This is a genomic window from Bradyrhizobium sacchari (assembly GCF_002068095.1).
GTDB classification, from domain to species: domain Bacteria; phylum Pseudomonadota; class Alphaproteobacteria; order Rhizobiales; family Xanthobacteraceae; genus Bradyrhizobium; species Bradyrhizobium sacchari.
Genome location: NZ_LWIG01000010.1, coordinates 214,448 through 240,688, shown reverse-complemented (window position 1 = coordinate 240,688; position 26,241 = coordinate 214,448). Strand labels below are relative to the sequence as shown.

24 protein-coding genes are annotated in these 26,241 nt (G+C 63.9%); 6 read left to right on the top strand and 18 right to left on the bottom strand.

Going from position 1 to position 26,241, the window contains the following annotated elements; genetic code table 11:
- Positions 1 to 19: 19 nt before the first annotated feature.
- From A5906_RS14720 to A5906_RS43020, 12 genes are all read right to left on the bottom strand, one after another.
- The gene (locus tag A5906_RS14720; protein ID WP_080135950.1) at positions 20 to 1,393 is read right to left on the bottom strand and encodes a cation-efflux pump; all 1,374 of its coding nucleotides are present in this window, start codon (positions 1,391 to 1,393) and stop codon (positions 20 to 22) included.
- 128 nt (positions 1,394 to 1,521) lie between these two features.
- Positions 1,522 to 2,493, bottom strand: a complete 972-nt coding sequence (locus A5906_RS14715; protein WP_080135949.1) for a zinc-binding dehydrogenase — start codon at positions 2,491 to 2,493, stop codon at positions 1,522 to 1,524.
- A gap of 25 nt (positions 2,494 to 2,518) precedes the next feature.
- Positions 2,519 to 3,514 carry an NAD(P)H-dependent flavin oxidoreductase gene (locus tag A5906_RS14710; protein ID WP_080135948.1) on the bottom strand — a complete coding sequence of 332 codons (996 nt, stop codon included), beginning with the start codon at positions 3,512 to 3,514 and terminating at the stop codon, positions 2,519 to 2,521.
- A gap of 293 nt (positions 3,515 to 3,807) precedes the next feature.
- Positions 3,808 to 4,458, bottom strand: a complete 651-nt coding sequence (locus A5906_RS14705; protein WP_080135946.1) for a hypothetical protein — start codon at positions 4,456 to 4,458, stop codon at positions 3,808 to 3,810.
- A gap of 42 nt (positions 4,459 to 4,500) precedes the next feature.
- Positions 4,501 to 4,704: a hypothetical protein gene (locus A5906_RS14700; protein WP_080135944.1), complete on the bottom strand. Its 204-nt coding sequence runs from the start codon at positions 4,702 to 4,704 to the stop codon at positions 4,501 to 4,503.
- 170 nt (positions 4,705 to 4,874) lie between these two features.
- Positions 4,875 to 6,281, bottom strand: coding sequence for a hypothetical protein (locus tag A5906_RS14695; RefSeq protein ID WP_080136129.1), 1,407 nt, complete (start codon positions 6,279 to 6,281; stop codon positions 4,875 to 4,877).
- A gap of 573 nt (positions 6,282 to 6,854) precedes the next feature.
- Positions 6,855 to 7,640, bottom strand: a complete 786-nt coding sequence (locus tag A5906_RS14690) for a fumarylacetoacetate hydrolase family protein (RefSeq protein WP_080135941.1) — start codon at positions 7,638 to 7,640, stop codon at positions 6,855 to 6,857.
- Complete coding sequence (locus A5906_RS14685) at positions 7,640 to 8,659, bottom strand: 2-dehydropantoate 2-reductase (protein WP_080135940.1); 1,020 nt, start codon at positions 8,657 to 8,659, stop codon at positions 7,640 to 7,642. The genes A5906_RS14690 and A5906_RS14685 overlap by 1 nt, the downstream gene beginning before the upstream one ends.
- Positions 8,660 to 8,763: 104 nt before the next feature.
- On the bottom strand, positions 8,764 to 9,192 hold the full coding sequence (locus A5906_RS14680) for a CBS domain-containing protein (RefSeq protein ID WP_080135937.1): 429 nt from the start codon (positions 9,190 to 9,192) through the stop codon (positions 8,764 to 8,766).
- A 175-nt stretch (positions 9,193 to 9,367) separates the two neighbouring features.
- On the bottom strand, positions 9,368 to 10,690 hold the full coding sequence (gene oxlT, locus A5906_RS14675; protein ID WP_080135935.1) for an oxalate/formate MFS antiporter: 1,323 nt from the start codon (positions 10,688 to 10,690) through the stop codon (positions 9,368 to 9,370).
- 258 nt (positions 10,691 to 10,948) lie between these two features.
- Positions 10,949 to 12,235, bottom strand: coding sequence for an oxalate/formate MFS antiporter (oxlT, locus tag A5906_RS14670; protein WP_080135933.1), 1,287 nt, complete (start codon positions 12,233 to 12,235; stop codon positions 10,949 to 10,951).
- A 244-nt stretch (positions 12,236 to 12,479) separates the two neighbouring features.
- The gene (locus A5906_RS43020) at positions 12,480 to 12,617 is read right to left on the bottom strand and encodes a hypothetical protein (RefSeq protein WP_167523650.1); all 138 of its coding nucleotides are present in this window, start codon (positions 12,615 to 12,617) and stop codon (positions 12,480 to 12,482) included.
- A 346-nt stretch (positions 12,618 to 12,963) separates the two neighbouring features.
- Here A5906_RS43020 and A5906_RS14665 point away from each other — a divergent pair, with 346 nt between their 5' ends.
- Positions 12,964 to 14,295 carry an Hsp70 family protein gene (locus tag A5906_RS14665; RefSeq protein ID WP_080135930.1) on the top strand — a complete coding sequence of 444 codons (1,332 nt, stop codon included), beginning with the start codon at positions 12,964 to 12,966 and terminating at the stop codon, positions 14,293 to 14,295.
- A gap of 230 nt (positions 14,296 to 14,525) precedes the next feature.
- On the opposite strand, the gene A5906_RS14660 is transcribed toward A5906_RS14665, so the two are convergent.
- Both A5906_RS14660 and A5906_RS14655 read right to left on the bottom strand, forming a co-directional pair.
- Entirely contained in the window at positions 14,526 to 14,969 is a 444-nt protein-coding gene (locus A5906_RS14660) for an SRPBCC family protein (RefSeq protein WP_080135928.1), read from the bottom strand.
- A 54-nt stretch (positions 14,970 to 15,023) separates the two neighbouring features.
- On the bottom strand, positions 15,024 to 15,782 hold the full coding sequence (locus tag A5906_RS14655; protein ID WP_245326737.1) for a hypothetical protein: 759 nt from the start codon (positions 15,780 to 15,782) through the stop codon (positions 15,024 to 15,026).
- 206 nt (positions 15,783 to 15,988) lie between these two features.
- Between A5906_RS14655 and A5906_RS14650 the strand changes: the two genes are divergently transcribed.
- The 4 genes from A5906_RS14650 to A5906_RS14635 all read left to right on the top strand — a co-directional run bounded on the left by A5906_RS14650 (position 15,989) and on the right by A5906_RS14635 (position 19,096).
- A complete protein-coding gene (locus A5906_RS14650) occupies positions 15,989 to 17,794 on the top strand; it encodes a long-chain-fatty-acid--CoA ligase (RefSeq protein WP_347337602.1) in 1,806 nt (601 codons plus the stop codon).
- Positions 17,795 to 18,254: 460 nt separating this feature from the next.
- Positions 18,255 to 18,464 (top strand): cold-shock protein, encoded by a 210-nt coding sequence (locus A5906_RS14645; RefSeq protein ID WP_080135923.1) that lies wholly within the window; start codon positions 18,255 to 18,257, stop codon positions 18,462 to 18,464.
- Positions 18,465 to 18,576: 112 nt separating this feature from the next.
- The gene (locus A5906_RS14640; protein WP_080135921.1) at positions 18,577 to 18,819 is read left to right on the top strand and encodes a transcriptional regulator; all 243 of its coding nucleotides are present in this window, start codon (positions 18,577 to 18,579) and stop codon (positions 18,817 to 18,819) included.
- A gap of 52 nt (positions 18,820 to 18,871) precedes the next feature.
- The gene (locus A5906_RS14635; RefSeq protein WP_136615234.1) at positions 18,872 to 19,096 is read left to right on the top strand and encodes a hypothetical protein; all 225 of its coding nucleotides are present in this window, start codon (positions 18,872 to 18,874) and stop codon (positions 19,094 to 19,096) included.
- A gap of 92 nt (positions 19,097 to 19,188) precedes the next feature.
- Here A5906_RS14635 and A5906_RS14630 read toward each other — a convergent pair whose 3' ends face one another.
- The 4 genes from A5906_RS14630 to A5906_RS14615 all read right to left on the bottom strand — a co-directional run bounded on the left by A5906_RS14630 (position 19,189) and on the right by A5906_RS14615 (position 23,700).
- A complete protein-coding gene (locus tag A5906_RS14630) occupies positions 19,189 to 19,368 on the bottom strand; it encodes a hypothetical protein (protein ID WP_430642383.1) in 180 nt (59 codons plus the stop codon).
- A gap of 485 nt (positions 19,369 to 19,853) precedes the next feature.
- Positions 19,854 to 21,131 (bottom strand): formyl-CoA transferase, encoded by a 1,278-nt coding sequence (frc, locus tag A5906_RS14625; protein WP_080136125.1) that lies wholly within the window; start codon positions 21,129 to 21,131, stop codon positions 19,854 to 19,856.
- A gap of 66 nt (positions 21,132 to 21,197) precedes the next feature.
- On the bottom strand, positions 21,198 to 22,931 hold the full coding sequence (gene oxc / locus A5906_RS14620; RefSeq protein ID WP_080135917.1) for an oxalyl-CoA decarboxylase: 1,734 nt from the start codon (positions 22,929 to 22,931) through the stop codon (positions 21,198 to 21,200).
- A gap of 73 nt (positions 22,932 to 23,004) precedes the next feature.
- Positions 23,005 to 23,700, bottom strand: a complete 696-nt coding sequence (locus A5906_RS14615; RefSeq protein ID WP_164938111.1) for a GntR family transcriptional regulator — start codon at positions 23,698 to 23,700, stop codon at positions 23,005 to 23,007.
- Between the two features lie 348 nt (positions 23,701 to 24,048).
- On the opposite strand from A5906_RS14615, the gene A5906_RS14610 reads away from it, so the two are divergent.
- Complete coding sequence (locus tag A5906_RS14610) at positions 24,049 to 26,178, top strand: acetate--CoA ligase family protein (protein WP_080135913.1); 2,130 nt, start codon at positions 24,049 to 24,051, stop codon at positions 26,176 to 26,178.
- Positions 26,179 to 26,241 lie beyond the last annotated feature (63 nt).

Genomic DNA, 26,241 nt, shown 5'->3' with positions numbered 1-26,241 from the left:
ACTCTGCGCAGATGCTGCGTCACTCGCGCGGCGGCTCGGCGTGACTGATCACGCGCTTCACGCTCGGGAACGCACGGCGCAATGCGCGCTCGATCGCGTCAACGTGCTCGTGCACCTTGATCACGCTCATTGACGGCGCGGCGCGGCAATGGAAGTTGACGATCTCGCCGGCTTCGGTGTTGCGGACGCGCACATTATGGATGTCGTGGATCTCGCCCTCGCCGGCGAATTCGGCCAGCGCGGTGGCGATGGTTTGCACCCGTTCCGGAGCTGCATCGACCCCGAACGGCAGTTCCGGTTCCAGTGGTTCGATATGGACGTCGACCTCGACGTCCTCGCCGAACTCCTCCTGGATGTTGCGCTCCAGCGTGTTGGCGATGTCATGGGCCGCATCGAGCCGCATCCCGGCGTCGACCTCGAGATCGATGCTGACGATCAGCTTGGCGCCGAGATCGTGGACCGTGACGTGGTGGATGGCGAGGCTCGAATTGCGCGCGATCACCATGATGCGGTCGCGGACGGTCTCGTTGTTGCGCGCGACGGGGACCGGGGTGAAGGTGAGGTCGGCATCGCCGAACGCCTTGTCGACGGCGGCCTGCACCTTGCGCTTGATGTCCTCGACGCGGTCGATCGGGTAGGTCCGCGGCACCTTCGCGATGGTGTCGATGAAGGTGGTCGCCCCGACCATGCGCACGCGCAGCCGCTCGACGTCGATCACGCCGGGCACGCCGCGGATCGCGGCCGTGGCCTTCTCCAGCGCACCTTCCGGCGCGCGGTCGACCAGCGTCTGCACGGTCGAGCCGGCCATGCGCAGGCCGAGCGCGGCGATCATCACGGCGACCGCGGCCGCGGCCGCGGCATCGCCCCACCAGAAGCCGAGGGCGGCGAGGATAAGGCCGACGATCACGGCGCAGGAGCCCATGACGTCGGAGGCGAAGTGAAGCGCATCCGCGGCGAGCGCCTGGCTCCTCGTCTCGCGCGCGGCGCGGTGCAGGGCGCGGGCGCGCCAGAGATTGACGACGATGTCGATCACCAGCACCACGAACGGCACGGCCGAGATGGTGGGCGGCGGTGTGCCCTCGCGCAGCCGGCTATAGGCCTCGACCAGGATGCCGCCGGCGAGCACGTAGAGCAAGGCGGTGACGCCGAGGGCGGAGATGCTTTCCAGCTTGCCGTGGCCGTAGTGGTGCTCGTCATCGGCCGGCTTGTCGGACACCCTCACCACCGCCCAAGTGATGATGGTCGCGACCAGGTCGATCGAGGAGTGCAGGGCCTCGGAGATCAGCGCCAGCGAGCCGATCGCGATCCCGACCACGAACTTGGCCGCCGCCATGCCGCCGCTGGCGAAGATCGAGATGGCCGCGACCGAGGTTTTGTTGTGCTGTGCGCTCATGGCGGGGNNNNCCCGCCGGTGAACATCAAGCGGCGATCCACAGCTGTAGTCGCAAGTGAGTTGCAGGAGCGGATGCTTCCTCGGCCCAGTCATTCTGGGTTCGCCCTTCGGGCGCCCCGGAACGACATCTACGGCAGCGTCACCACGATCTTCCCCAGGTGCTTGTTCGCCTCCATGTGCTCGAACGCCTTGTCGATGTCGTCGAACGAAAACACCTTGTCGATCGGCAGCTGCAGCTTGCGCGATTCCACCGCGCCCCAGACGTCCTTGCGGACCTCCTCGAAGATCTCGCGGACTTCCTCGACGGTGCGGGTGCGGAAGGTGACGCCGATATAGCTGATGCGGCGTGCCGCATGCAGGTCGAAATTGAAGTCGGCATGGGTGCCGCCGAGCCGGCCGACATTGACGATGCGGCCCAGGATCTTCGTTGCCGCGAGGTTCTGGTTGGCGACTTTGCCGGAGACCTGGTCGACAATGAGATCGACGCCTTCGCCGTTCGTTGCCTTCAGCACCTCGTCGACCCATTTGGGATCGGAGGAATCGACGGCAAGGTCGGCGCCGTATTCCTTCAGCCGGCCGCGCCGGTAGGCATCGGTCGACGAACCGATCACGAGCTTCGCCCCCTTGAGCTTTGCAATTTGCATCGCCATCAGGCCGACGCCGGAGCTGGCCCCCTGGACCAGCACGGCTTGCCCGGGCTGCACGCCGCCGATTGTGACGACGGCGTTGTGCATGGTCGCGAGCGCGACGGGGAGGGTAGCGGCCTCCTCGAAATTCATGTTCGAGGGTGCGCGGAACAGCCGGCCGTGGTCGGCCAGCGTGTATTCGGCGAATGCCGCGCCGCCCGATCCCATGATGCGGTCGCCGACCTTCACACCCTTCGCATCCGGCCCGAGCTCGGCGACCTCGCCGGCCCATTCCATCCCGAGCACGGTGCCGACACCGCCGGCCGCGCCATGGGCATGGCCTTTGCGCATGCCGGTGTCGGCGCGATTGAGGCCGCAGGCACGGACCCTTACCAGCACCTGCGTGCCTTTCGGCTTTGGTTGAGCGACGTCGGAAATCCGAGCGCCCTCAGGGCCGTAGACGTAAGCCTTCATGAATTGCTCTCGCTTCTTGCAGTGACTATTCCGCCGCTTCGCGTTGCGGCTGAACGATCATTCCTTCCAGCCGGCTGCGGATGATCGCCTCCGCCTCGCGCACAATGCGGGAGATCAGCTCGGCGCAGCTTGGGATGTCCTGGATCAGGCCCTGGACCTGGCCGGCCGACCAGATGCCTTCGTCGGAATTGCCGGTAGCATAGACCATCTTGCCGCGGGCCCCCGCAACCAGCTCGCGGATGTCCTCGAACTTGGCGCCCTCCTTCTCCATCGCGACGACCTTGGTCGAGACCGCGTTCCTGGCGACGCGCGAGGTGTTGCGCATGGTGCGGAAGATCAGCTCGGTCTCGCGCTCGTCATTGGCGACGATCTTCTCCTTGATGGACTGGTGGATCGGGCTCTCCCTGGTCGCCATGAAGCGCGTGCCCATGTTGATCCCTTCCGCGCCCAGCGCCAGCGCCGCGACGAGGCCGCGGGCATCGGCGAAGCCGCCGGAGGCGATCATCGGGATCTTGACCTTGTTGGCGGCGGCCGGGATCAGGATCAGGCCGGGCGTGTCGTCCTCGCCGGGATGGCCGGCGCATTCAAACCCGTCGATCGAGATGGCGTCGACGCCCATCCGCTCGGCCGAGAGCGCGTGGCGGACACTGGTGCATTTATGCACGACCTTGACGCCGTGCCGTTTAAACTCGTCGACATGCTCCTGCGGCTTGTTGCCGGCTGTCTCGACCACCTTGATGCCGGCCTCGATGATGGCGGCGCGGTACTCGGCGTAGGGCGGCGGCTTGATCGCGGGCAGGATGGTGAGGTTGACGCCAAACGGCTTGTCGGTGAGGTCGCGGCAGCGCGTGATCTCCTTGGTCAGGTCCTCCGGCGTCGGCTGCGTCAGCGCCGTGATGAAGCCGAGCGCGCCGGCATTGGCAACGGCCGCGACCAGCTCGGCGCGTCCGACCCATTGCATGCCGCCCTGGACGATCGGGTGCTCGACGCCGACGAGCTTTGTGAACCGTGTCTGCAGCATGATGTGTTTCCCCCCGCGCCCCGCGAGGCGCCCTGTTATCGGTTGATGGCGGGAGGATGCCGCCCGGGGTGGGAAATGTCTATCATGCCGCCGGGCGGGGCGATCATGCGGGGATGAGGGGGGTCCGTAAAACGGATAATTGGATGCGCCGCAGAGCGCGCACCTCAGGGCGACGGTCTTAGATAAGTGCTCGCTGCTTCAACCCCCGTCATTGCGAGCGCAGCGAAGCAATCCAGAGTCCGTCCGCGGAAAGATTCTGGATTGCTTCGCCGCGCTCGCAATGACGGCAGAGCTTACTCCGCCGACAGGCGCACCATTTGCCGGCCGCCGTTCATTTCCTTGAGGCGGTTGACGAAATTTTCCGGACGCTGCCAGCGATTGGGGACTTCCAGGCCCATGAACTCGGCGATGTCGCCGATGAAGCCGGTGCAATTGGCGGTCTCGGCGTTCCACACCGGCGAGTTCGCCTGCAGTTTCTTGATGTAGGCGAACACGCGCTTGGCATCGGCCTCGTTCAGGTAGACCCGATAGCTGGCGGTCAGATATTCCGGATCGAGATCGCCGTAGCTCGCGCCGGTCTCGGACGGCACGAAGGTGATGTGACCGAGCACGTAAGCGAGCGTGTCGCCGGCTGGCGTGAGGCCCGCGACCTCGACCGCCTTCTCGCTGGTCTTGCCGTACCAGACGAAGGCGTGGCCCCAGCTCGCCGCCGTCCGGGCGCGGAAGTCGACGTAATAGGGCCCCTTCTCCGCGCGCGCGACGGGACGCCGCGTCGCTTGCGGCTGAGGTCGCGATGCAGTCTCGGTCGTCGCAAGCGCGTTGGCGTCGGCAACGCGCTTGTTTGCTTCGTGGGCTGAGGCGGTGGGCGTCGTGCAGGCGATCATCGCCGCGAGGGCGAGCCCCGCGAGGATGCAGGATCCCGATCGATCAGCTTTGCTCGTCACGCTGTGCCCCCTCGACTGTCGGCCGCCTACGCAGTCTGCGTGTCAGTAGCGTGCCGCGACCGGGCCGGGCGCCTTGCCGATCGGGGCCTTGCCGACGGGGCTCTTGCCAATCGGCATCTTGCCGATCGGGGCCTGCTCAGCCGGATAGACCGGCACGGGCTGCCGGCGCGGAAGGTCCGCGGCATTGGCGGCCGTCACCAGAGCAAGCGTGGCACCCAGAACAAATGCAATCTTCTTCACAGTCACACCCCTAGAAGGTTTGGCCCAAACACGGCCATGCCGTGCCCCCAGACACGCCTCACAGAAGGGCGCCCGAATGCGTCCAAGTTGCGGCACCCGCGCGACATGTTGGCGGCATTGATCGGGCGCGCGCAGATGTGATGTGTCCGGATGTTTCGGGCTGCGAGAGCAGCTCCTCACCCGATCCGGTTCAAGCCATTCCTGATCGTGGCGAAGATGCCGCCGATGTCCTTGCGCAGGGCATCGAGCGCGTTGAAATTCTCGAAGACGCGGGCCAGGCGATCTTCGACCTCGCGTTTGCTTTTCGTCAGTGCGTCAACGCGCGAGGCAAGGGTGACGCCGGCGTTGGCCTCGATCTCGCCGAGGGTTTTGGCGACGAGGTCGCGGGTGGTGCTGACCTCCGTGATCATGGCCTCGATGCCGAACACCGGAGCCTTGAGCGGGACGAGGTCGGCTTGCGACTTCGACAGCTCGATCTTGAACGCGTTCAGCGTCGCCAGTGTCTCCTGCAAGGCGCCGAGGCGCTGGCGCGACTGGAGGACGAAATCGTTCAGCGCGTTCTGGCGGTCGGTGAGGCTCCTGCCGTCGCCGTCGGTCTCGACCTCCGCGATCGCGCGTTCGAGCTGGGCCCGGCGCTGGCCAAGCTCCTCGAAGTCGAGCCGGATCGCTTTGAGGATATTGGCGCTGTCATCGATGCGGGCGAGGCGCTGCTCGATCTCGATCTTGTCCTTCGACAGCGTCTCGACGCGGCTGCCGAGCGGCGCCTCGCCACCGGTCTCGAGCTCGTCGATGCTCTTGGCGAGGCGGTCATGGCTGAGGCTGAGCTCGCCGATCAGGGCGTTGATTCCGGCGTCAGAGGAGCGCAGCGGCACCAGCTCGGCATGGGATTTGGCCAGATCCTCCTTGTACTGGTTGAGGGTTGCGAACGTGTCCTGGACCGCGCTTACCCGCGTCAGCAGCGTCGACACGTCGCGCGCGATGTCCTTCAGTCGGTCGGCGAGGCTGTTCTTGCGGTCGTCGGTCTCGAGATCGTGCAGGGAGCGTTCGAGCTGGTTCTGGCGGTCGCGAATCTCGGTGAAGACGGGCTCGACCGCGCGGCGCTGATCGGCGACCTTGCCGACCATCTCGCGCAGCGCCTGCTGGCGGCGGCGGATCTCGGCGAGCTGGTCGTGCATGTCGGTGGATTCGTTGCGGCCCTGCTGGAGCAGCGCGCGCTGCTCGGTCTCGCCCAGCTTGTCGTGAAGAGCGGAAACGGCCTCCCTTGGATCGCTCTCGATCAGGTGCTGTACGGTGGCGTCGAGATGGTTCTGCAGGGCATGGGCGACGACGACGTCCTCCCGGGTCTTCTTGAGGCGGTCGCGCAGCGTGTCGAGACGCCGGTCCTGGCGCGAGAGCCGCCAGGCGGTTGCGCCGATCAGCGCCAGGCCTGCGGCCAGGATCGCGCCGCTCGCGATGCGCTGCGCCATGGACAGGGCCGCGAACCAGGCGGGCAGGTGACCGATGTCGTAGCCGAACGCCTGCTGTGCGAACACCGCGATGACAGCTAACAGGCCGAACCAGGCAACCAGGAAAAACAGCCACATCGTGACTTCCTCACGCCGGCACACATTTTCGCCATGATTGCTATTGGAGAGCGGAACCGAGATCAAGGGGCGCGGCGCTTCGCGGATGCGTCTGATCGCGCGAATCCACGACTGGTTGCGCCAGCCGACAGTGGAAGGGCCTGCTGGAGTTGCCGGGTTTTCCCGAAGACACGGTTCGCAGCCCGGATGGAACGCAGCGCGATCCGGGGTCTGTCCGCGCAACGCCAAGCGTCCCGGATTACGCTGCGCTCCATCCGGGCTGCGGCGCTGACCGCAACCTTCGACGCGAGGCCGCTATCACTTGCCGAGGAAGTGCGAGCGCATCTTGTCGGCAAACCAGACCACGAAGATCGCGGCGAACGAGAGAGCAAAGTATATAGCCGTCCACAAGAGTGCATTGCTTGCGTTCGTCATGGCGTCCTCCCTGGCATCAGAAATCGATTGCCGGAAAGGATAAGGGCGACCGCGACGGCACGTTTTGCGCAGGATCAATTTTGCCGCGCTGCGGCGAGAATGGCCGGTGGGCCTTCATTTCGGGCGCGACGGCGTGCGCCCGAAATGACTGAGAAAGGGCTACAGCCGAAACTCGTTGGTGAGCTCGCCGATGCCGTCGATCGCGACGGTGACCGTATTCACCGGCTCCTTCATCACGCCGACGCCGACCGAGGTGCCGACGGCGATGAGGTCGCCAGGGAGCAGGGTCATGTCGTGGGAGATCTTGCTGACCAGCTCCTGCGCGGTGAAGATCATGTCCGCGATCGGATAATTCTGCCGCTCGGCGCCGTTGAGGATGGTGCGCACCGTGAGCTTTGCGGGATCGAGGCCGGTTGCGATCACGGGACCGAACGGGCCGTAATCGTCGATACCCTTGGCGCGCGCCCATTGCGGGAAGGTGGGATCGCTGGTCAGGATGTCGTTGGCGGTGATGTCGTTGACGCAGGTGTAGCCGAAGATGAAGCTATCCGCTTCGGTTGGCGAGACGCGCGCGCAGGTCTTGCCGATGACGATGCCGAGCTCGCCCTCATAGGTGGTCTTGCCGTCATAATAGGAAGGACGGCGGATCACGGCGCCGGGCGTCGTGATGCTGGTGGTGGCCTTCAGCAGGTAGAGCGGCTCCGGCGGCTCGGGCTGGTTGAGTTTCGCGGCGAGCGCGTGGAAATTATTCCAGAGCGCGACGATCTTGCTGGGGACGCAGGGCGCGAGCAGCTCGACCTCCGACAGCGCCAGCGTCCTGCCGGTCGCGGCATTGCGGCCGAACATCTCGCCCTCGTGCACGCTGATGCCGGAGGATGTCAGCGTGCCGAAGCCGGTCGTGCCGGCATGGCGGAAGCGCAGCCAGTGCTTGATCTCGCCCGCCATCACGCCACCGCCAGTGCGCGCGGATCGGTGGGCGCGGAGATGCCGTCATAGAGGCCGGCGATGCGGGCGCGCTGCGTCACCATCGCCAGCACCGAGTCCAGTGCGGGCGTGGCAATCCCGGTCAGGCGGCCCATCTCCTGCACGACGGTGACGAGCGGGTCGATCTCCATCGGGCGGCCGCGCTCGAGATCCTGCAGCATCGAGGTCTTGTGCGCGCCGACCTTGCGCGCGCCCTCGATGCGGCGCTCGACGTCGACGCGGAATTTGACGCCGAACGTCTCGGCGATTCCTTGCGTCTCCACCATGATCGCGCGCGACAGCGCGCGCGTGGCGGGATCAGTGCAGATCACGTCGAGCGTGGCGTGGGTCAGCGCGCTGATCGGGTTGAAGCAGACGTTGCCCCAGAGCTTTAGCCAGATCTCGTCGCGGATGCGATCGAGCACCGGGGCCTTCAGGCCGGCTGCAACGAAGAGATCGGCGAGGCGCTGCACGTCGGACGTGATCTCGCCGGAGGGCTCGCCGAGCGGGAAATTGTTGCCGTAGACGTGGCGGATCACGCCGGGCGCCTCGATCTCGGTGGCGGGATAGACGATGCAGCCGATGGCGCGCTCGGCGCCGATCTCGCGCCACTGCCGGCCGCCGGGGTCGATGCTCTCCAGCGTCGAGTTCTCGTATTGGCCGCCGTGCTTGTAGAAATACCAATAGGGGATGCCGTTGACGGCGGTGACGATGCGGGTGTGGGGCCCCAGCAGCGGCTGCATCTTCTCGATCACACCGGTGATCGAATGCGCCTTCAGCGTGATGATGATGTAGTCCTGCACGCCGAGCTCGGCGGGATTATCGGTGCAGCGCGGATGCACGGTGTGCGTCTCCTCGCCGGCGAGCAGCGTCAGGCCGCGCTCGCGCATCGCGGCAAGATGCGCGCCGCGTGCGACTAGGCTGACGTCGGCGCCCGCGCGCGCGAGCTGAACCCCGAGATATCCGCCGATCGCGCCGGCGCCGTAGATGCAGATCTTCATGAAATCCTCGCGAGCAGAGACCGGATTTTGGGACGAAAGATCCGGTCCGGCGCGGAAGGATCCGAGCCGGGGGCCGGTAGTCGCAGGGGAAGAGTTGCCGCTTGTTAGGCTGCCGCTTGCGGCGTGCCGTTGATGGCCTCGTCTATGGCAGCAGCGATGTCGCGCATGCTGATGACGGAGACGAGGCTGTAATCGTCGATGACCGGCAGGTGACGGATGTGATGCCGGTTCATCAGATGGCGAACGTGCTCGATCGTGTCCGAGGAGGTGCAGGAGACGAGCTGCTGCACCGACACCAGCTGCGAGACCTTGACGTTGATGGCGTTGGCGCCGTGCTCGGCGACGGCGCGCACCACGTCGCGCTCGGTGAACATGCCGACCGCGGTATTGCCCTCGGAGCGGACCACGTCCTTGACCACCAGCGCGCTGATATTGTTGGCGCGCATCAGTTTGGCGGCGATACCCACCGTTTCGTTCATTCGCACCGTGACAACGCGCGGCGTCTTCTTTCGCAGAATGTCTCCGACCAGCATTGCAACCTCCCTTGGTGAAGGACAGGTGAAGTGTGGTATACATAATGCCAATCGTCAAGCGCTGGATTTGGCTGATCCGAAAAATCTTGCGGCAGCAGTACTGACGTTTGTCGTCAGGCAAAAAGAGAGGGGCGCATCGCTGCGCCCCTTTTGAAAGCTTCTTGTGTGTGGCGGCTTACGCCGTCTCGGTCTTGGCGCTGCCGGTGGCGGTGTCGGCGCTTTCGGCTTCCTTGCCGAGGATGAAGGAGCGGCGCAGCGGCTTGATCACGAACAGCGCCATCAGCGCGGCCGTTGCGTTCAGCGCCACCGCCACCACGAACACGGCCTTCCAGCCATAGGTTGCCGAGATCACGCTCGCGAGCGGAACGAGCAGGGAGGCGGTGCCCTTGGCGGTGTAGAGCATGCCGTTGTTGGTCGTTGCGAATTTGGAGCCGAAGGTGTCGCCGCAGGTCGCCGGGAACAGCGAGTAGATTTCGCCGAACACGCCGAAATACACCGCGGTCGCGAGCACGAACACGATCGGATTCTGGCCATAGGCCGACAGCGTCAGGAGCATCACTGCCGCGGTGCCGAAGGCGATGAACATGGTGTGCTCGCGGCCGATGGTGTCGGAGACCCAGCCGAAGAAGGGCCGTCCGAAGCCGTCGAAGATGCGGTCGAGCGAGATCGCGAAGGTCAGCGCCGCCATCTGGAAGCCGGCGAGCGTCACCGGCGTGTCGGCGATCTTGTAGTCGTGCGCGATCGGACCGATCTGCGCCGCGGTCATCAGGCCGCCCGAGGCAACCATGACGAAGACGAGGTACATGACCCAGAAAATAGGGCTGCGCAGCACTTGCGGCGGGGTGAAGTCGATCTTGGTCTGCGGCAAATTGAGCTGCTTCTTCCTCGGCGGGATCGAGATCCGCGGCGGCTGGATGAAGAAGGCGAGCACGAACACGATCAGGCCCTGGCCGATGCCGAAGGTGAGGAACGCCTGCTGGTAGCCGCTCGATGCGATCATGGTCGCGATCGGCACGATGGTGAGCGCGGCGCCCGCGCCGAAGCCCGCGGCGGTCGCGCCGGCGGCAAGGCCGCGGCGGTCGGGAAACCATTTCAGCGCGTTGCCGACGCAGGTGCCGTACACGGCGCCGGCGCCCATGCCCCCGACGACCGCGGCCGCGTAGAGCAAAGTGAGCGAGTCGGCGTAGGAGTTGAGCACCCACGACAGCGCGATCATCACGCCGCCGAACATGATGACGATGCGCGGGCCGTATTTGTCGACGAACCAGGCCTCGACCGGCACCAGCCAGGTCTCGGTGACGACGAAGATGGTGAAGGCGAGCTGGATCGCGGCGCGTCCCCAGTGGTGAGCGGCATCGATCGGATCGACGAACAGCGTCCAGCCGTATTGCAGGTTGGCGATCATCGCCATGCAGACGATGCCCATGACGAGTTGGAGCCAACGGAAACCGGTGCGAAGAGGGGCGGCCGTGACGGCGCCGTCCGTGCTGGAAATCATCTAGAACCTCCCAACGCGCCTGTTTGATTGCGACCTGGGATTGCAAGATGACCCAGTGTCGCAAATGTTGTGGCTTATCGTCGCAAGCGCGGCGGGCAGCTTGGTATACCATATTCCAGAATGCAAGTCTTAACTTTGGTTCCGCTCCAAGAAATTGCGTGTTCCCTTCGGATTTTACGGAGCTGCGAAAGCCTGGCCAAAACGAAAACGCCCGGCCGAGGCCGGGCGTCGTTGCGAGGAGTTGCTGTGTGAAGCGCGTCAGAGCGTCGATTTCGCGACCACGACCTTGCGCCAGGGTTTCAGCACCGCGATCGCCAGCAGCGAAGCCAGGATGTTGGCGCCGGCCGCGATGATGAACACGCTGTCCCAGGTGCCTGACGACTGCTGCATCAGGTTTGCGACCGGGACGAGCAGCGCGGCGGTGCCCTTGGCGGTGTAGAGCAGGCCGGCATTGGTGGTCGCGAACTTGGCGCCGAACGTATCGGTGCAGGTCGAGGGGAACAGCGAGTAGATCTCACCCCAGGCGAAGAACACGAAGCCCGAGAGCAGCACGAACCAGACCGGATCGTGGCCCCAGAGGTAGAGCATCCAGATGCCGAAGCCCTCCATGCCGAAGGCGAGAAACATCGTGTTCTCGCGGCCGATCATGTCGGAGATCCATCCGAAGAACGGACGCGTCAGGCCGTTGAGCACGCGGTCGATGGTTGCCGCGAACGTCACCGCGGTCATCGTCATGCCGATCAGGGTGACCGGCACGCTGTCGACCTTCCAGTCAACCGCGATCGGCTTCAGGTTCGCGGTGACCATCAGTCCACCCGCGCCGACGATCACGAACATGAAGTACATCAGCCAGAAGATCGGCTGGCGCAGCACTTCGGTCGGCTGATAGTTGCGCCGGGTTTGGATGATATTGGCATTCGCCACCACGCTCGGCACCTGGCCCGGTTTCGGTGCGAGCAGGAAGAAGGCGAGGATGCAGATGATGATGCCTTGTCCGAGGCCGAAATAGAGGAACGTGGTCTGAAATCCGCTGTCCTTGATCATGGCCTGGATCGGCGCGACGGTGAGCGCGGAGCCTGCACCGAAGCCTGCTGCCGTGATGCCCGCAGCGAGACCGCGTTTGTCCGGAAACCATTTCAGCGCGTTGCCGACGCAGGTGCCGTACACGCCGCCGGCGCCGATGCCCGCGATGATCATGCCGAGATAGTAGCCGTTGAGCGAGGTGGCCTGTGCGTTGATCGCCCAGCCGATGGCGCAGAGCACGCCGCCGACGAGAACCACGATGCGCGGACCGTATTTGTCGACGAACCATCCTTCGACCGGCACGAGCCAGGTCTCGAACAGCACGAACAGCGTGAACGCCCACTGGATCGAAGCGCGATCCCAGCCGAACTTCTTCTGGATGTCGGGGACGAAGAACGTCCAGCCGTATTGGTAGTTGGCGATCATCACCATGGCCGCTACACCGATCGCCAATTGCGCCCAGCGATACGTGTCGCTAACGCGCGCGGCTGTAGGGGCCGTTGCCTGCACCATGTCCGTCATAAAGCCTCCCGTGGCGCCTCTAATTTTTCTGCGAGCGCTGGAGGGGCATTCTTGTATGCATTATGCCAAGCTTCAAGCGCTGGTCCGGTCACCGTGCGCAAATGCCGCAGGCCTTGTCCGGGCGCGGCTGTGACTCGGGACAGCACAAGTAGAAATGGCCCCGTCCTGCGGGGCCATTCATCAAAAGTCGTATGTTGACGGCATGGAAGCCGGCGCGCCGCCTCGTCAGTGCAAAAGCCCAGGCTTAGAGGCCGAAGCGGGGCAGGTCGCCGTTGTGATTCGAGATCTCGGCGCTCGCCATCAGGAAGCGGTCAACCGCGGCCAGGAAGCGGGTGAACAGCGAGGAGGAGGGGGCGAGAGCGACGGTGGCGGTCTTGGACATCGGAATTCCCTTTCTTGAGACGATCAGTGATGCTGTCTCATTTCGGGGACAATTTATGTATACCAGATGCCAATGTCCATGCATGCCGTTGCATAGCAGCATGCGCTCCGCCGCATTGCAACATAATGTCTCCTGAAAAGAGACCGTTCCGGACCTAAAATTGCTGGTAGGACATCAAAGCAGGGATTTCCGGCCCCCAGAAGCAGGATAGCTCTGTCCGCGCGACGCAACCAGGCGTCAGCCCGGCCGCGAATTCCGACCGCGTTGCAGCAAACCGGGTCTTGGCAGGGCCGGTCAAAGCCGTTAGTGCTCTGCCCCCTTTTCCAATCAACTGTCAGAGTGGTTCATGTCGAGCGCCTCGCCCGCCGTCTCGATCGGCATCGATTTTGGGACCAGCAATACGGTCGTTGCCCTTGCGGCGGACGATCTCCGGGTCGAGGCCATCCGTTTCGATCACGGCGGCCAGCGCCACAGCACCTATGTGTCGGCCCTGTGCTTCTGGGAGGACCGGCCGGGCGCAGGCGCCCAGGCCGAAGGCGGGCCGTGGGCGATCGAGCAGTTCCTCGAAGGTCGCCACGTCTATCGCTTCCTGCAGTCGTTCAAGACTTTTGCGGCGAGCAGCAGCTTCAACACCACACAGGTGTTCCGGCAGCGCTTCAAGTTCGAGGACATTCTGGCCGCATTCCTGCGCACGCTGGCGCGCCATGGCGGCGAGAAGTTCGGTTTCGAGACCTCCAACATCACGGTCGGCCGCCCGGTGCGCTTTGCCGGCGGCAATCCCGACGAGGCGCTGGCGATGCAGCGCTACCGGGCCGCGTTCGAGCGCCTGGGTGCCGGCCACGCGCGTTATGTCTACGAGCCCGTCGGTGCGGCGTTCTCCTTCGCCCGCAGGCTCGAGCGCGATGCCACCGTGCTGGTTGCGGATTTCGGCGGCGGCACCAGCGACTTCTCGGTGATGCGGTTTTCCCGCGCGGGCGGCACGCTTCGCGCCGAGCCGCTTGGACACGCCGGCATCGGCATTGCCGGCGACACGTTCGACTATCGCATCGTCGACCACGTCGTCTCGCCGCGGCTCGGCAAGGGCTCGAGCTTCCGCTCGTTCGACAAGGTGCTGCCGGTCCCCAGCGGCCACTACACCAACCTCGCGCGCTGGCATCAGCTCGCGATGATGAAGAGCAACGGCGATCTGCGCGAGCTCCGCGAGCTTGCGCGGACCGCGCTGAAGCCGGAGCTGCTCGAGGATTTCATCACCATCGTCGATCTCGACCTCGGCTTTTCGCTCTATCGCGCCGTGTCCACCGCCAAGGTCGCCCTGTCGGGGCAGGACGAGACGGACTTCCGCTTCAAGGGCGGCGGCGTCGACATCGGCGCGACCATCACCCGCAAGAATTTCGAAACCTGGATCGCCGACGATATCGCCCGGCTGGGCGCGACCGTCGACAAGGTGCTGCGCGAGGCCGGCATCACCGCGCGCGAGGTGGAGAAGGTGTTTTTGACCGGCGGCACCTCCTTCGTGCCTGCGGTCCGCAAGCTGTTCGCCGACCGCTTTGGCAACGAACGCTTGATGTCGGGCGACCAGTTCGAGTCGATCGCCTATGGCCTCGCGCTGATCGGGCACAGTCCGGAGCCGGACCGCTGGACGGCGGATGGCGGGCTGAAGCCGAAGGCGGGCGCTTAGCCCGGTAGCAAGCCGTCATTGCGAGCGGAGCGAAGCAATCCGGGATCTTTCCGCGGCGGGACTCTGGATTGCTTCGCTGCGCTCGCAATGATGATATGGGTCGATCTGTGCATGCAATCGAACAGTGCAGTAGGGGGGCAAAGGCGCCGAGCGCCGTGCCACACCATCTTTCCGAGGTTGAGAAAGATTGGTGGGCACGCTGCGCTTTGCCCGCGATACTGATGTCACCGCTACTGGTTGATCTCGGGCTCGACCAGCCGCGCCAGATTCCGCAGCGACTCCTGCCAGCCGAGGTAACAGGCCTCCGGCGGGATGACGTCGGGAATGCCCGCCTGCGTGATGTCCAGCTCGGTGCCGACTAAGACCTTCTTCAGGATCACCGTCACCTGGATTTCGCCCGGCAGGTTGGGATCGTCGAATCTGTCGGTGTAGCGCAGCCGCTCGCCCGGGACGAGCTCGAGAAATTCGCCGCCGAACGAATGGCCGTTGCCCGTGGTAAAATTCCGGAACGACATCTTGAACGTGCCGCCGACCTTGGGTTCGAAATGATGTACGGTGCAGGTGAAGCCGTTCGGCGGCAGCCATTTTGCCATCGCGTCAGCTTCCAGAAAGGCGCGATAGACTTTCTCCGGGCTGGTGGCGAGAACGCGGTGCAGGCGGACAGTGCTGGGCATGGTTATTTCCTCAGTGATTGATGGGCCGAGTTCGGCGTCTATGGCCCATTCATGTCACGAGGACGACCGGCAGGCCGCCGATCCGACAGGCGTTCCGGATTTTTTTTGGAGGTCGTCGGTCTGCTGGGTGGCTGCGACATCCTGTGGCGTCATCGTGAATGCCAGCCTGTAGCGACCAATCATGATATCCTCGCGAGCGCCCGCCGCGTGAAGCGATGACGGTGAGAGCTGGCCGGCAATCACAGCGTCAACTGCATCGGCATCGTACCCGGACAGCAGCACGATCCAGTCGGCAGCGCCGTCCTTGCCGCGGATCTGCTGTTCGGTCGTGGGTGCGCTCGTGCGGGGCGTGTCGGTAAGAAGGAGGTGGGCGCCCGTCAGTCCAGGCTTCCGGGCCAACGCGCCGAGCATCCCCGAAAGTTGCTTCTGCAACTCTGCCTCCCGTCCGACGTCCGGCGACAGCCTGATGGTGGCAAGTGAAGTCGCGACACCGCCGCCAAAGCTCGCCACGATCCGGCACTGGCTGCGCACCATGCCGAGATGATGCGGCATCATCTTGGTCGACCAAGGTGTCGGCGCGTTGAGCCGGTCGAGATAGCCTTTCGATGTCAGGACTTCGTACTGCTCGAGCTCATATAGTACGAAGAAGCCTTCCGCGTCTGTCGTGCTGGTCCATCGCGATCCACGCCGGAAGCCCGGAATGTTCATCCGCTCCGGGAAGTGTTCGTGCGAATGCCAGTCGCCGAACTCGGCGCGTTGTTCCGGGCGGACGCTCCACCACATCGCAACGGCGGCCTTGCCGAGCAGTGACATGCTGACCTCCATGATTTCGTGGCCGCCGCGGATCGGCGCGTTCACCGGCCTGGACGGCGACGTCGAATAAGGGCTTGGTCTCGCAAACGAAAGCAAGAACTATAGTCGAGCAACGTCACTTGCCAAGCAGCGCTCGTTCGTCGCGAGACGAGGCGGGACGTCTCGCCAAACAGCTTGAGTATCGCATGTGGACCCGTTAACCTCGAATGGCCGCAAGCGACGACCGGAGGGTTTTAAATACCTCCCCTGGCTGCCCAAGCCAAAAGCAAGAAATTTCCCAAGCATTTCTTCCAGCAAGTATTTCTTCCAGTCTGTGCAAGATCCGTTGTTTCCGACTGCGCATTTTTGATTTTCATCAGGGATATTCAGCGATGCTCGGTTTAATGATGCAGACGCCGCTGCTGTTGTCGTCCATCCTGTCGCACGCAGCGCGCTCCTTTCCCGATGTCGAGATCGTGTCGCGCGCTCCCGACAGGCCCGACCACGTCACGAATTATGCTGGCCTGCTGCGGCGCAGCTCGCAGCTCGCGAATGCGCTGAATTCCGCCGGCATCAAGCCGGGCGACCGCCTCGCCACGCTGGCCTGGAACGGATATCGCCATCTGGAGCTCTACTACGGTATCTCCGGAATTGGAGCCGTGTGCCATACGGTCAATCCCAGGCTGTTCATTGAGCAGATCGTCTACATCATCAATCATGCCGAAGACCGGCTGGTGTTTTTCGACCTGAGCTTCGTCGAGCTGGTCAAGACGCTGATACCGAAGTGTCCGAGCGTCGAGCGCTGGATCTGCCTTTGTGAGGCCGGCGAGGCGAAGGCGGCCGGAGCGGGAGACTTTGCCGCCTACGAGGAGATGCTCGCCGGGCAACCTCAATCCATCGATTGGCCGAGGCTCGACGAAAATACCGCATGTGGCCTGTGCTACACGTCGGGGACGACGGGAAATCCCAAGGGCGTGCTCTATGCCCATCGCAGCGCGGTGTTGCATTCCTTCGCCGCGGCCTTGCCGGATGCGTGCCGGATCTCGCTGAACGACACCGTTGCGTTCATTTCGCCGATGTTCCACGCCATGTCCTGGGGCATGCCCTATTGCGCGCCCGCGATGGGCGCCAAGCTGGTGATGCCCGGGCAGAAAGTCGATGGTGAAAGCCTGCACAGGATCTTCGAGGACCACGGGGTCACTTTCGCCAATGGCGTGCCGACGGTCTGGCTCGGCTATGTTCAGTATCTGCAAAGCGCAGGCGTGCGGCCCACAACGCTCAATCGTGTCCTGATTGGCGGCACGGCGTGCCCCCGCACGCTGATGCAGACGCTCCAGGACGATTATGGCGTCGAGGTCCTGCACGTCTGGGGCATGACGGAAACGAGCCCGGTCGCCACGATATCGAAGGTCTTGCCCAAGCACAGGTCGCTGTCGAGCGAGCAGCGCCGGGACCGGCAGGTCAAGCAGGGGCGGGCGGTGTTCGGCGTCGAGATTGGAATTCGCGACGGCGACAACAACGAGCTTCCGCACGACGGAAAGGCCTTCGGCGACCTCGTGATCCGCGGTCCGTGGATCGCTCGGTCCTACTACAAGATGCCCGAGAGCGAGCGCGCCGATGGGTGGTTCTTCACGGGCGATGTCGCGACGATCGACGAAGAGGGATACATGCAGATCACCGATCGCTCGAAGGACGTCATTAAGTCCGGTGGCGAATGGATTTCCTCCATCGAGCTCGAAAACCTCGCAATGGCGCATCCTGAGATCGTCGAAGCCGCCGTGATCGGCGTTCGTCATCCCAAATGGGACGAGCGGCCGCTCGTGATCGCGACGAGACGCAAGGGATCAAGCCTGACGGCCGCCGAACTGCTGGCCTTCTATGAGGGCAAGATCGCGAAATGGTGGATGCCGGATGACGTTCTGTTTGTGGAGGAGCTTCCACATGGAGCGACCGGCAAGCTCCTGAAAACGAAGCTGAGGGAGCTGTATGGAGATCATGAGCTGCCAGGCGCCGAGCGAGCGAGGGCCGGCTAGAGCTCCGTGCCCGCTGGTTGTTTGCCAGTTTCGGTGTGAGCCCTGCGGCTGAACGTCTTGCAGCGTTCGCACGATTTGCGAGGTGGGCGGACATACGTCGAAATATCTGAGCCGGATCTTTGTCTCTGGTCTCGACGATGAGTCACTCCCGTCACGTTCCCCGAGGCAATATGAACTGAGTGCGAACATTGGAGCGAGGTTCGCACCGGCCCATTCACCCGTGTGAGATGCCTTTGGCCTCGAGTCCTTAAACCCGCAAAGGTTCCATTCAAGCTGCGCGATTAAATCTGTCCGAAGCCTTGCTAAGGTCGATGGCGAGGTATACGCTTCTCTTGTTCGTTCAGCCGCTGTGCCTTGTTGAATGCGCCCGCGGGCTCCTTTTCCAGAGACATCGACGAATTGAATTCAATCTGCGTGAGCGTCACGCGGAATGCGCGTCTTTGCGCTTTGGAGAAGAAGAATGGCGACAGGTACTGTGAAGTGGTTCAACGGCCAGAAGGGCTTTGGCTTCATTCAACCCGACGACGGCGGCAACGACGTGTTCGTTCACGTCAGCGCGGTCGAGCGGGCTGGTCTTGCGGGTCTCGCCGAGGGCCAGAAGGTCAACTTCGAGACCAAGACCGACAAGATGCGAGGCAAGGTCAGCGCTGAGAATCTCTCGCTGGCCTGACGTCTATAGCGCCGTTTCACGGATGTACTGAAACGGCTATGCGACCCGCTCGATCGTAAGATTGAGCGGGTTTTCTCCGTTGCGGGGCAGGGCGAGATATGAGCGCCAAAAGATGAGCGCGAAGAAATCGGCCGGACCGTCACCCGAATCCATCGCGCGGTCCGAGCGTCAGCGCCTTGCCGCCGAAGATGGCGCGCGGGCGATCGCCGATGTCGAGCGGCGCGCTGTCGATATCCGCAAGAACATGGCGCGGCTTCGCGAACTGCGCGAGGCCAGGGATGAGGCCGACGCCAATCTTCGTGCATCGTCGCCTGTGCCCGCACCGAAGAAGCGGACCAGGAAGTTGCCGCGATAGCCGAATTCACCAGCGCCGCCGAGGCTGAAGAGGGCCGTTCACATGCCAGAGAGTGCGGATCGTGCCTAGGACCAAGCCGGATGCCGGCGGCACAATCACCTTCTTTCTCGCGCTCGGCGCCGGCCGACAGCTTTGCCGTCTTGCGACGACATTCCAGACGCAGAAGCAGGCCTTCAGCTATCTTCAGAAGTACCGGACGGAGTTCGAGCGGATTGCGCGGGCGCGCCTGGCTTCCGGGGAGCTCGAGGACGGCGTCGTCGTCCTCTCGATGCTCTAGAGCCGGATATGCGTGCCCGCTGGCCCTCTTCGTCCACAGTGAGTGCTTTGCCGTCCCTGGTGTCGAAGTAATCATACGGCACCGGCATTGCCTTATCTGGGACGATGTCCCTGCTTGGCCTCTCGCGCCAGTCGTTCTGCTTTCAGGCGCTCGCGATTTTCATGAAGGGACTGTTGCGCCTTCGCATAGTCGGTCATCGGCTTTTTGGTCTCGACCGGCTTGAATGCCTTGTTGGCCTCCCGCAGAGCCCGGGACGCGGGATGATCTCTCATCATTTTACCCTCGATTGGATGGACAGGCGCGATCTCGAAACGCGCCGGACCCGGCGTGTTCGGCTCGCGGGCTGCGGCAGTCGACTTGTCGTTGGATGGCCCGCCTGCGCTCCCACGAGCGCGCCCGTACGGGACAACGGGGCGGAACCCTGTCTGTTCCTGGGAGGAGACCTTAATTCGGCATCGATCGCTTTTCAGAGGATCGTGGGGTCTGGCCCGAACAGGAAAGCCGCCGCAATCGGAGGCCACAGAGGCCGGCGCCTGGGACAGGACGTTCGCTTTGTCCGACGATGGCATAGTACCCCTGTTTTGCCCGACGGGTCAAAGCGATTTCTCTAAATCGGAATTCTTCTTTTATGCCAAGGGGAGGGCTACTGTGCATGGGGTTGTTTTTCCACTTTTTAGTTTGAGCCCTGCGACGCCTTCACAAGCAAAAAGGGCCGCCCCTTCGGGCGGCCCTTTCGCGTCGGTTCAGGTCGGTCCGCTTACTCCGCGGCCTGCTTCTGCGGCGGATCGAGCGCGCCGGACTTGTGGATCTCGGCGACCTGGTGGTCCGAGAAGCCGAGCACCGAGCGCAGGATCTCGTCGGTGTGCTCGCCGAGCAGCGGGGAGCGGGTGACCTCGCTCGGGCTCTCCGACAGCTTGATCGGGTTGCCGACCGAGATGTACTTGCCGCGGGTGGGGTGGTCGACCTCGACCACGGTGCCGGTCGCGCGCAGCGACTGGTCCTCGGCGATCTCCTTCATCGACAGGATCGGACCGCAGGGGATGTCGTCCTTGTTGAGGATCTCCATCGCCTCGAACTTGGTCTTGGTCATCGTCCACTGCTCGATGCGGGCGAAGATCTCGTTGAGCCGCGGCAGGCGGGCCGCCGGCTTGGCGTAGTTCGGATCGGTCTTCCAGGTCGGCTCGCCGATCACGTCGCAGATCTTCTCCCAGACCGGGGCCTGCGTGATGAAGTAGATGTAGGCGTTGGGATCGGTCTCCCAGCCCTTGCACTTCAGGATGCGGCCCGGCTGGCCGCCGCCGGAATCGTTGCCGGCGCGCGGCACGGCATCGCCGAACGGAATGCCTTCGCCGAACTGGCTGTATTCCTTGAGCGGACCGTGGGCGAGGCGCTGCTGGTCGCGCAGCTTGACGCGGGCGAGATTGAGCACGCCGTCCTGCATCGCGGCGGTGACGCGCTGGCCCTTGCCCGAATGCGTGCGCTGATAGAGCGCCGTGACGATGCCGAGCGCGAGGTGCAGGCCAGTGCCGGAATCGCCGATCTGCGCGCCGGTGACGAGCGGCAGGCCGTCGCGGAAGCCGGTGGTGGAGGCGGCGCCGCCGGTGCACTGCGCGACGTTTTCATAGACCTTGCAGTCTTCGTAAGGCCCGGGGCCGAAGCCCTTGATCGAGGCGACGATCATCTTCGGGTTGATCGCCTGGATCTTCTCCCAGGGGAAGCCCATGCGATCGAGCACGCCGGGGCCGAAATTCTCGACCAGCACGTCGCACTTCTTGATCAGCTCGGTGAGGACTTCCTTGCCCTTGGGGTTCTTGGTGTCGAGCGTGATCGAGCGCTTGTTGTGGTTGAGCATGGTGAAATACAGGCTGTCCACGTTCGGGATGTCCTGCAGCTGGCCGCGGGTGATGTCACCCACGCCCGGGCGTTCCACCTTGATCACGTCGGCGCCGAACCAGGCGAGCAGCTGCGTGCAGGTCGGTCCGGACTGGACGTGGGTGAAGTCGAGAATGCGAACGCCCGTGAGCGCTTTGGTCATCATGTTGCTCCGTACTCTGTCTGCCCCTGCGAACCACAGGGAGTAGTAAAGGTTGAGGGGGTGGACTTACTTCTTCTTCTGCAGAACGCTCTGCGGATTGAGGTTGCCGATGCGGCCGCTCTCCGAGCCCGCCGCCGGATCGATCACCGCGTTGATGAGCGTCGGCTTGCCGGACTTCATGGCTTCGTTGACGGCGCGCTTGAGCTCGTCGGGGGAGGTGGCGTTCACGCCGACGCCGCCGAAGGCTTCCATCATCTTGTCGTAGCGAGCGCCCTTGACGAACACCGTGGTCGCCGGATCGTCGTTGGCGCCGTTGACGTCGGTGCCGCGATAGATGCCGTCATTGTTGAAGATGACGACGCAGATCGGCAAATTGTAGCGGCAGATGGTCTCGACCTCCATGCCGGAGAAGCCGAACGCCGAGTCGCCTTCTACCGCGAGCACGGGATGGCCGGTCTCGAGCGTAGCCGCAATCGCCTGGCCCATGCCGATGCCCATCACGCCCCAGGTGCCAACGTCGAGACGCTTGCGGGGCTTGTACATGTCGATGACGCCGCGGGCGAGGTCGAGCGTGTTGGCGCCTTCGTTGACGAGGATCGCCTCGGGATACTCCTTGATGACGTTCTTCAGCACGCCGAGCGCACCGTGATAGTCCATCGGCGACTTGTTGTTCATGAGCTTCGGCGCCATCTTAGCGACGTTCTCTTCGCGCTTGGTCGAGACGGCCTTGGTCCAGTCGGCCGGCGGGGCGGTCCAGCCGGTGCCCATCGCCTGGTTGAAGGCGGAGACGACCGACCCGATGTCGCCGACGACGGGCGCGACGATCTCGACGTTGGAGTCCATTTCCTTCGGCTCGATGTCGACCTGGATGAACTTCTTCGGCGTCTCGCCCCAGCTCTTGCCCTTGCCGTGCGAAAGCAGCCAGTTCAGTCGGGCGCCGATCAGCATGACGACGTCGGAGTCCTTCAGCACCGTCGAGCGGGCAGCACCAGCGCATTGCGGATGGGTGTCGGGGAGGAGGCCCTTGGCCATGCTCATCGGAAGGAACGGCACGCCGCTCTTCTCCACGAAGGTTTTGATCTCCTCATCGACCTGCGCGTAAGCCGCGCCCTTGCCGAGGATGATGAGCGGACGTTTTGCGCTCTTCAGAACATCAAGCGCGCGCTTGACCGATGCAGGCGAGGGGATCTGCGCGGGAGCCGCATCAATCACCTTGACCAGCGACTTCTGGCCGGCCTCGGCGTTCATCACCTGGCCGAACAGCTTTGCCGGCAGGTCGAGATAGACGCCGCCCGGACGGCCCGAGACCGCGGCGCGGATGGCGCGGGCAAAGCCGATGCCGATGTCCTGGGCGTGCAGCACGCGATAGGCCGCCTTGCACAGCGGTTTTGCGATCGCGAGCTGGTCCATTTCCTCGTAGTCGCCCTGCTGGAGGTCGACGATCTCGCGCTCGGAGGAGCCGGACACGAGGATCATCGGGTAGCAGTTGGTGGTCGCGTGCGCGAGCGCGGTGAGGCCATTGAGGAAGCCGGGCGCCGAAACCGTGAGGCAGACGCCGGGCTTCTTGGTGAGGTAACCGGCGATGCCCGCGGCGTAGCCGGCGTTCTGCTCGTGGCGGAAGGAGATCACGCGAATGCCGGCAGCCTGCGCCATGCGGCCCAAATCCGTGATCGGGATGCCCGGCACATTATAGATGGTGTTGATGCCGTTCAGCTTGAGCGCGTCGATGACGAGATGGAAGCCATCCGTCAGTTCCTGCTCGGTGCCCGGTGCTTCGGACTTGGTCGCGGTATTCAGCATGGGCCTTGTCTCCCTGGTCTCAAGTAACGGGGCGAATTGTTCGCCCTTCTGGTGAACGTTGCTAGGTAACGAGTTATGTGAACAGTTCCTGGCCGTGCGCTTCGACGTAAGCGGCAAGGCCGAGGGTGTGGTCGCGGGCGCGCTTCTCGGCGAGCTCGGTATCGCGCGCTTCCAGTGCTTCGATCATGGCGAGATGCTCGGGCAGCGAGGTCGCGGTGCGGTCCTTGCGTCCGATCGTCAGTTGCCGGTAGCCGCGCACGTGCAGCAGCAAATCGTTGGTGAGATCGACCAGCACCGGCGATTCCGACAGCGAGATCAGCGCCTGGTGGAAGGCGATGTTGGCCTTGGAGTATTCCTCCACATGATCCTCGGGCAGGCGGTCCTTGCCGAAATCCTTGAAGAAGTCGCGCAGCGCCGTGATGTCCTTCTTGCGCGCGGTGGTGGTGATGAGGCGCGCGGCCATGCTCTCCAGCGCCGCCCAGGCGCGGATCATGTCGACGATCTCGCTCTTGGTCCTGCGCACCACCATGATGCCGCGGCGCGGCACCGTCTTCACGAAACCGTCCTGCTCGAGCATCGCGATGGCTTCGCGGATCGGCGTGCGGCTCACACCCAGACGTTCGGACAACGCGCGCTCGTCGAGCATCACCGGTTCGGGCGTCGAATAGATGTCCATCTTGAGGATGGCTTCCTTCAAGGCGTCATACGCCTTGTTCTTGAAGCTGCTCTCCGGGGCAATGCGAACGATTGCGATGTCTGCCTCGGCCATGTTTGGCAACGCCTTGGTTGGTTTCCGTAGTGACACGACGAATCTCCTCCAGTGGGAGTCGTCTTTTACAGGAATATTAACGGGAAAGTTTTTGGCATACCACATGCCAGAATGTCAAGCTGCCTATTTTTTGCGGCGTTCCAAGGTGCGCCGCGACTTGACAAGTTGGCTTCTGGCATACCAAATGCCATCGCCAGCCATTTTTGATCCAAGCCGGCGGAGTATTCTGGCCCTTATGCCACTCCGTTCCGCCGCATGGAACAGAGCGCGGCGAATGGCAAGCATCACGGGCGGCCGCAACACGCGCGCGCTTTGCAAAGAACGAACTGAGGTCAAGGGAGAAGCCACATGTCCAATTCCAAAGATGCCGTCCGCAAGGTGCTTGACCAGGTCAAGGCGGACAACCGCACCAGCCTGACGGCCCCGGAAGGCAAGCTGGTCTGCGACGCCTATGGCATTCCGGTGCCGAAGGAGGGCGTGGCCAAGTCGGCGGGCGAGGCCGGCAAGATGGCGTCCTCCATGGGCTTCCCCGTCGTGATGAAGATCGTCTCGCCGGACATTCTCCACAAGACTGAAGCCGGCGGCGTCATCGTTGGCCTCAAGACGGCCGAGGAGGCCGAGAAGGCCTACGAGACGATTCTCGGCAATGCCAAAAAGTACAAGGCCGATGCCAAGATCGAGGGCGTTCAGGTGCAGCAGATGCTGGCCGGCGGCACCGAGGTCATCGTCGGCTCGATCACCGACGGCTCGTTCGGCAAGCTGGTCGCCTTCGGCCTCGGAGGCGTGCTGGTTGAAGTCTTGAAGGACATCACCTTCCGTCTGGCGCCCGCGACCAAGGAGGACGCACTGTCGATGCTCGACGGCATCCAGGCGCATGAGATCCTGAAGGGCGTGCGCGGCGGCGAGCCGGTGAACCGCGCGGCACTCGCCGACGTCATCGTCAAGGTCTCGCAGCTCGTCACCGATTTCCCTGAAATCGTCGAACTCGACCTCAACCCGGTGTTCGCGACGGCGAAGAGCGCGATCGCCGCCGACGTCCGCATCGTCGTCGACTTCGCCTACAAGCCGAAGCCCAAGCCGCGCCCGACCGAAGAGATCGTCGCTGCAATGAGCCGGATCATGCAGCCGAAGGCGGTCGCCGTGGTCGGCGCCTCCGCAGAGGACGGCAAGATCGGCAACTCCGTGATGAAGAACCTCATCAATGGCGGCTACAAGGGCGAGATCTACCCGATCCATCCCAAGGCCGCCGAGATTCTCGGCTACAAGGCCTATAAGAGCGTCAAGGATGTGCCTGGTGTGATCGACACCGCCGTGTTCGCGATCCCCGCGAAGTTCGTGGCGGCCGCGCTGACCGAATGCGGCGAGAAGAAAATCCCGGGCGCGGTGCTGATCCCGTCGGGCTTCGCCGAAGCCGGCGCGCCGGAGCTGCAGGCCGAGATCGTCGAGGTCGGCAAGAAGTACGACATCCGCCTGATGGGGCCGAACATCTACGGCTTCTATTATACGCCCGCCAATCTCTGCGCGACCTTCTGCACGGCCTATGACGTCAAGGGCCACGCGGCGCTGTCGTCGCAGTCGGGCGGCATCGGCATGGCCATCATCGGTTTCTCGCGCTCGGCGAAAATGGGCGTGTCGGCGATCGTCGGTCTCGGCAACAAGTCCGACATCGACGAGGACGATCTGCTTGCCTTCTTCGAACAGGACCCGAACACCAACCTGATCGCGCAGCACTGTGAAGACCTCAAGGACGGTCGCGCCTTCGCGGAAGCCGCCAAGCGCGTCTCCAAGAAGAAGCCGGTCGTCGTGCTCAAGGCCGGCCGCACCTCGGCCGGTGCCAAGGCGGCGTCCTCGCACACCGGCGCGCTCGCCGGCAACGACCGCATCTATGAAGACGTGTTCAAGCAGTCGGGCGTGATCCGCGCTCGGAGCTTGCGCCAGCTGCTCGAATTCGCCCGTGGTGTGCCGGTGCTGCCGACGCCGAAGGGCGAGAACGTGCTGATCATCACCGGTGCGGGCGGCTCGGGGGTGCTGCTGTCGGACTCCTGCGTCGATAACGGCCTGTCGCTGATGTCGATGCCGCCGGATCTCGACGCGGCGTTCCGCAAGTTCATCCCACCGTTTGGCGCGGCCGGAAATCCTGTGGATATCACCGGCGGCGAGCCGCCGATCACCTACGTCAACACCGTGAAGCTCGGCCTGTCGGATGAGCGCATCCACGCGCTGATCCTCGGCTACTGGCACACGATCGTCACCCCGCCGATGGTGTTCGCCCGCAACATGGTCGAGGTGAAGAAGGAGATGGAGGCCAAGGGTTTTGTGAAGCCGATGGTCGCCTCGCTCGCCGGCGACGTCGAGGTCGAGGAAGCCGCCGAATATCTCTACCAGAACGGCATCCCGGCCTATGCCTACTCCACCGAGCTTCCGGTCGAGGTGCTCGGTGCCAAGTACAAGTGGGCGCGCGGGGCAGGGCAGCTCTGACACGTTGATGTTCGCCTCTCCCCGCTTGCGGGGAGAGGCCGAATTGCGAAGCAATTCGGGTGA

Coding starts and splice junctions, on each gene's coding strand:
- A5906_RS14615 (WP_164938111.1), bottom strand. CDS start 23,700: ATGGCCGAGGCAGACATCGCAATCGTTCGCATTGCCCCGGAGAGCAGC.
- A5906_RS14715 (WP_080135949.1), bottom strand. CDS start 2,493: ATGAAGGCTTACGTCTACGGCCCTGAGGGCGCTCGGATTTCCGACGTC.
- oxlT (WP_080135933.1), bottom strand. CDS start 12,235: ATGACGGACATGGTGCAGGCAACGGCCCCTACAGCCGCGCGCGTTAGC.
- oxlT (WP_080135935.1), bottom strand. CDS start 10,690: ATGATTTCCAGCACGGACGGCGCCGTCACGGCCGCCCCTCTTCGCACC.
- A5906_RS14680 (WP_080135937.1), bottom strand. CDS start 9,192: ATGCTGGTCGGAGACATTCTGCGAAAGAAGACGCCGCGCGTTGTCACG.
- A5906_RS14655 (WP_245326737.1), bottom strand. CDS start 15,782: ATGTCACTGCTCGGCAAGGCCGCCGTTGCGATGTGGTGGAGCGTCCGC.
- frc (WP_080136125.1), bottom strand. CDS start 21,131: ATGACCAAAGCGCTCACGGGCGTTCGCATTCTCGACTTCACCCACGTC.
- oxc (WP_080135917.1), bottom strand. CDS start 22,931: ATGCTGAATACCGCGACCAAGTCCGAAGCACCGGGCACCGAGCAGGAA.
- A5906_RS14690 (WP_080135941.1), bottom strand. CDS start 7,640: ATGGCGGGCGAGATCAAGCACTGGCTGCGCTTCCGCCATGCCGGCACG.
- A5906_RS14665 (WP_080135930.1), top strand. CDS start 12,964: ATGTCGAGCGCCTCGCCCGCCGTCTCGATCGGCATCGATTTTGGGACC.
- A5906_RS14695 (WP_080136129.1), bottom strand. CDS start 6,281: ATGTGGCTGTTTTTCCTGGTTGCCTGGTTCGGCCTGTTAGCTGTCATC.
- A5906_RS14640 (WP_080135921.1), top strand. CDS start 18,577: ATGAGCGCGAAGAAATCGGCCGGACCGTCACCCGAATCCATCGCGCGG.
- A5906_RS14685 (WP_080135940.1), bottom strand. CDS start 8,659: ATGAAGATCTGCATCTACGGCGCCGGCGCGATCGGCGGATATCTCGGG.
- A5906_RS43020 (WP_167523650.1), bottom strand. CDS start 12,617: ATGTCCAAGACCGCCACCGTCGCTCTCGCCCCCTCCTCCTCGCTGTTC.
- A5906_RS14645 (WP_080135923.1), top strand. CDS start 18,255: ATGGCGACAGGTACTGTGAAGTGGTTCAACGGCCAGAAGGGCTTTGGC.
- A5906_RS14710 (WP_080135948.1), bottom strand. CDS start 3,514: ATGCTGCAGACACGGTTCACAAAGCTCGTCGGCGTCGAGCACCCGATC.
- A5906_RS14630 (WP_430642383.1), bottom strand. CDS start 19,368: ATGAGAGATCATCCCGCGTCCCGGGCTCTGCGGGAGGCCAACAAGGCA.
- A5906_RS14660 (WP_080135928.1), bottom strand. CDS start 14,969: ATGCCCAGCACTGTCCGCCTGCACCGCGTTCTCGCCACCAGCCCGGAG.
- A5906_RS14720 (WP_080135950.1), bottom strand. CDS start 1,393: ATGAGCGCACAGCACAACAAAACCTCGGTCGCGGCCATCTCGATCTTC.
- A5906_RS14650 (WP_347337602.1), top strand. CDS start 15,989: ATGGCCGCAAGCGACGACCGGAGGGTTTTAAATACCTCCCCTGGCTGC.
- A5906_RS14610 (WP_080135913.1), top strand. CDS start 24,049: ATGTCCAATTCCAAAGATGCCGTCCGCAAGGTGCTTGACCAGGTCAAG.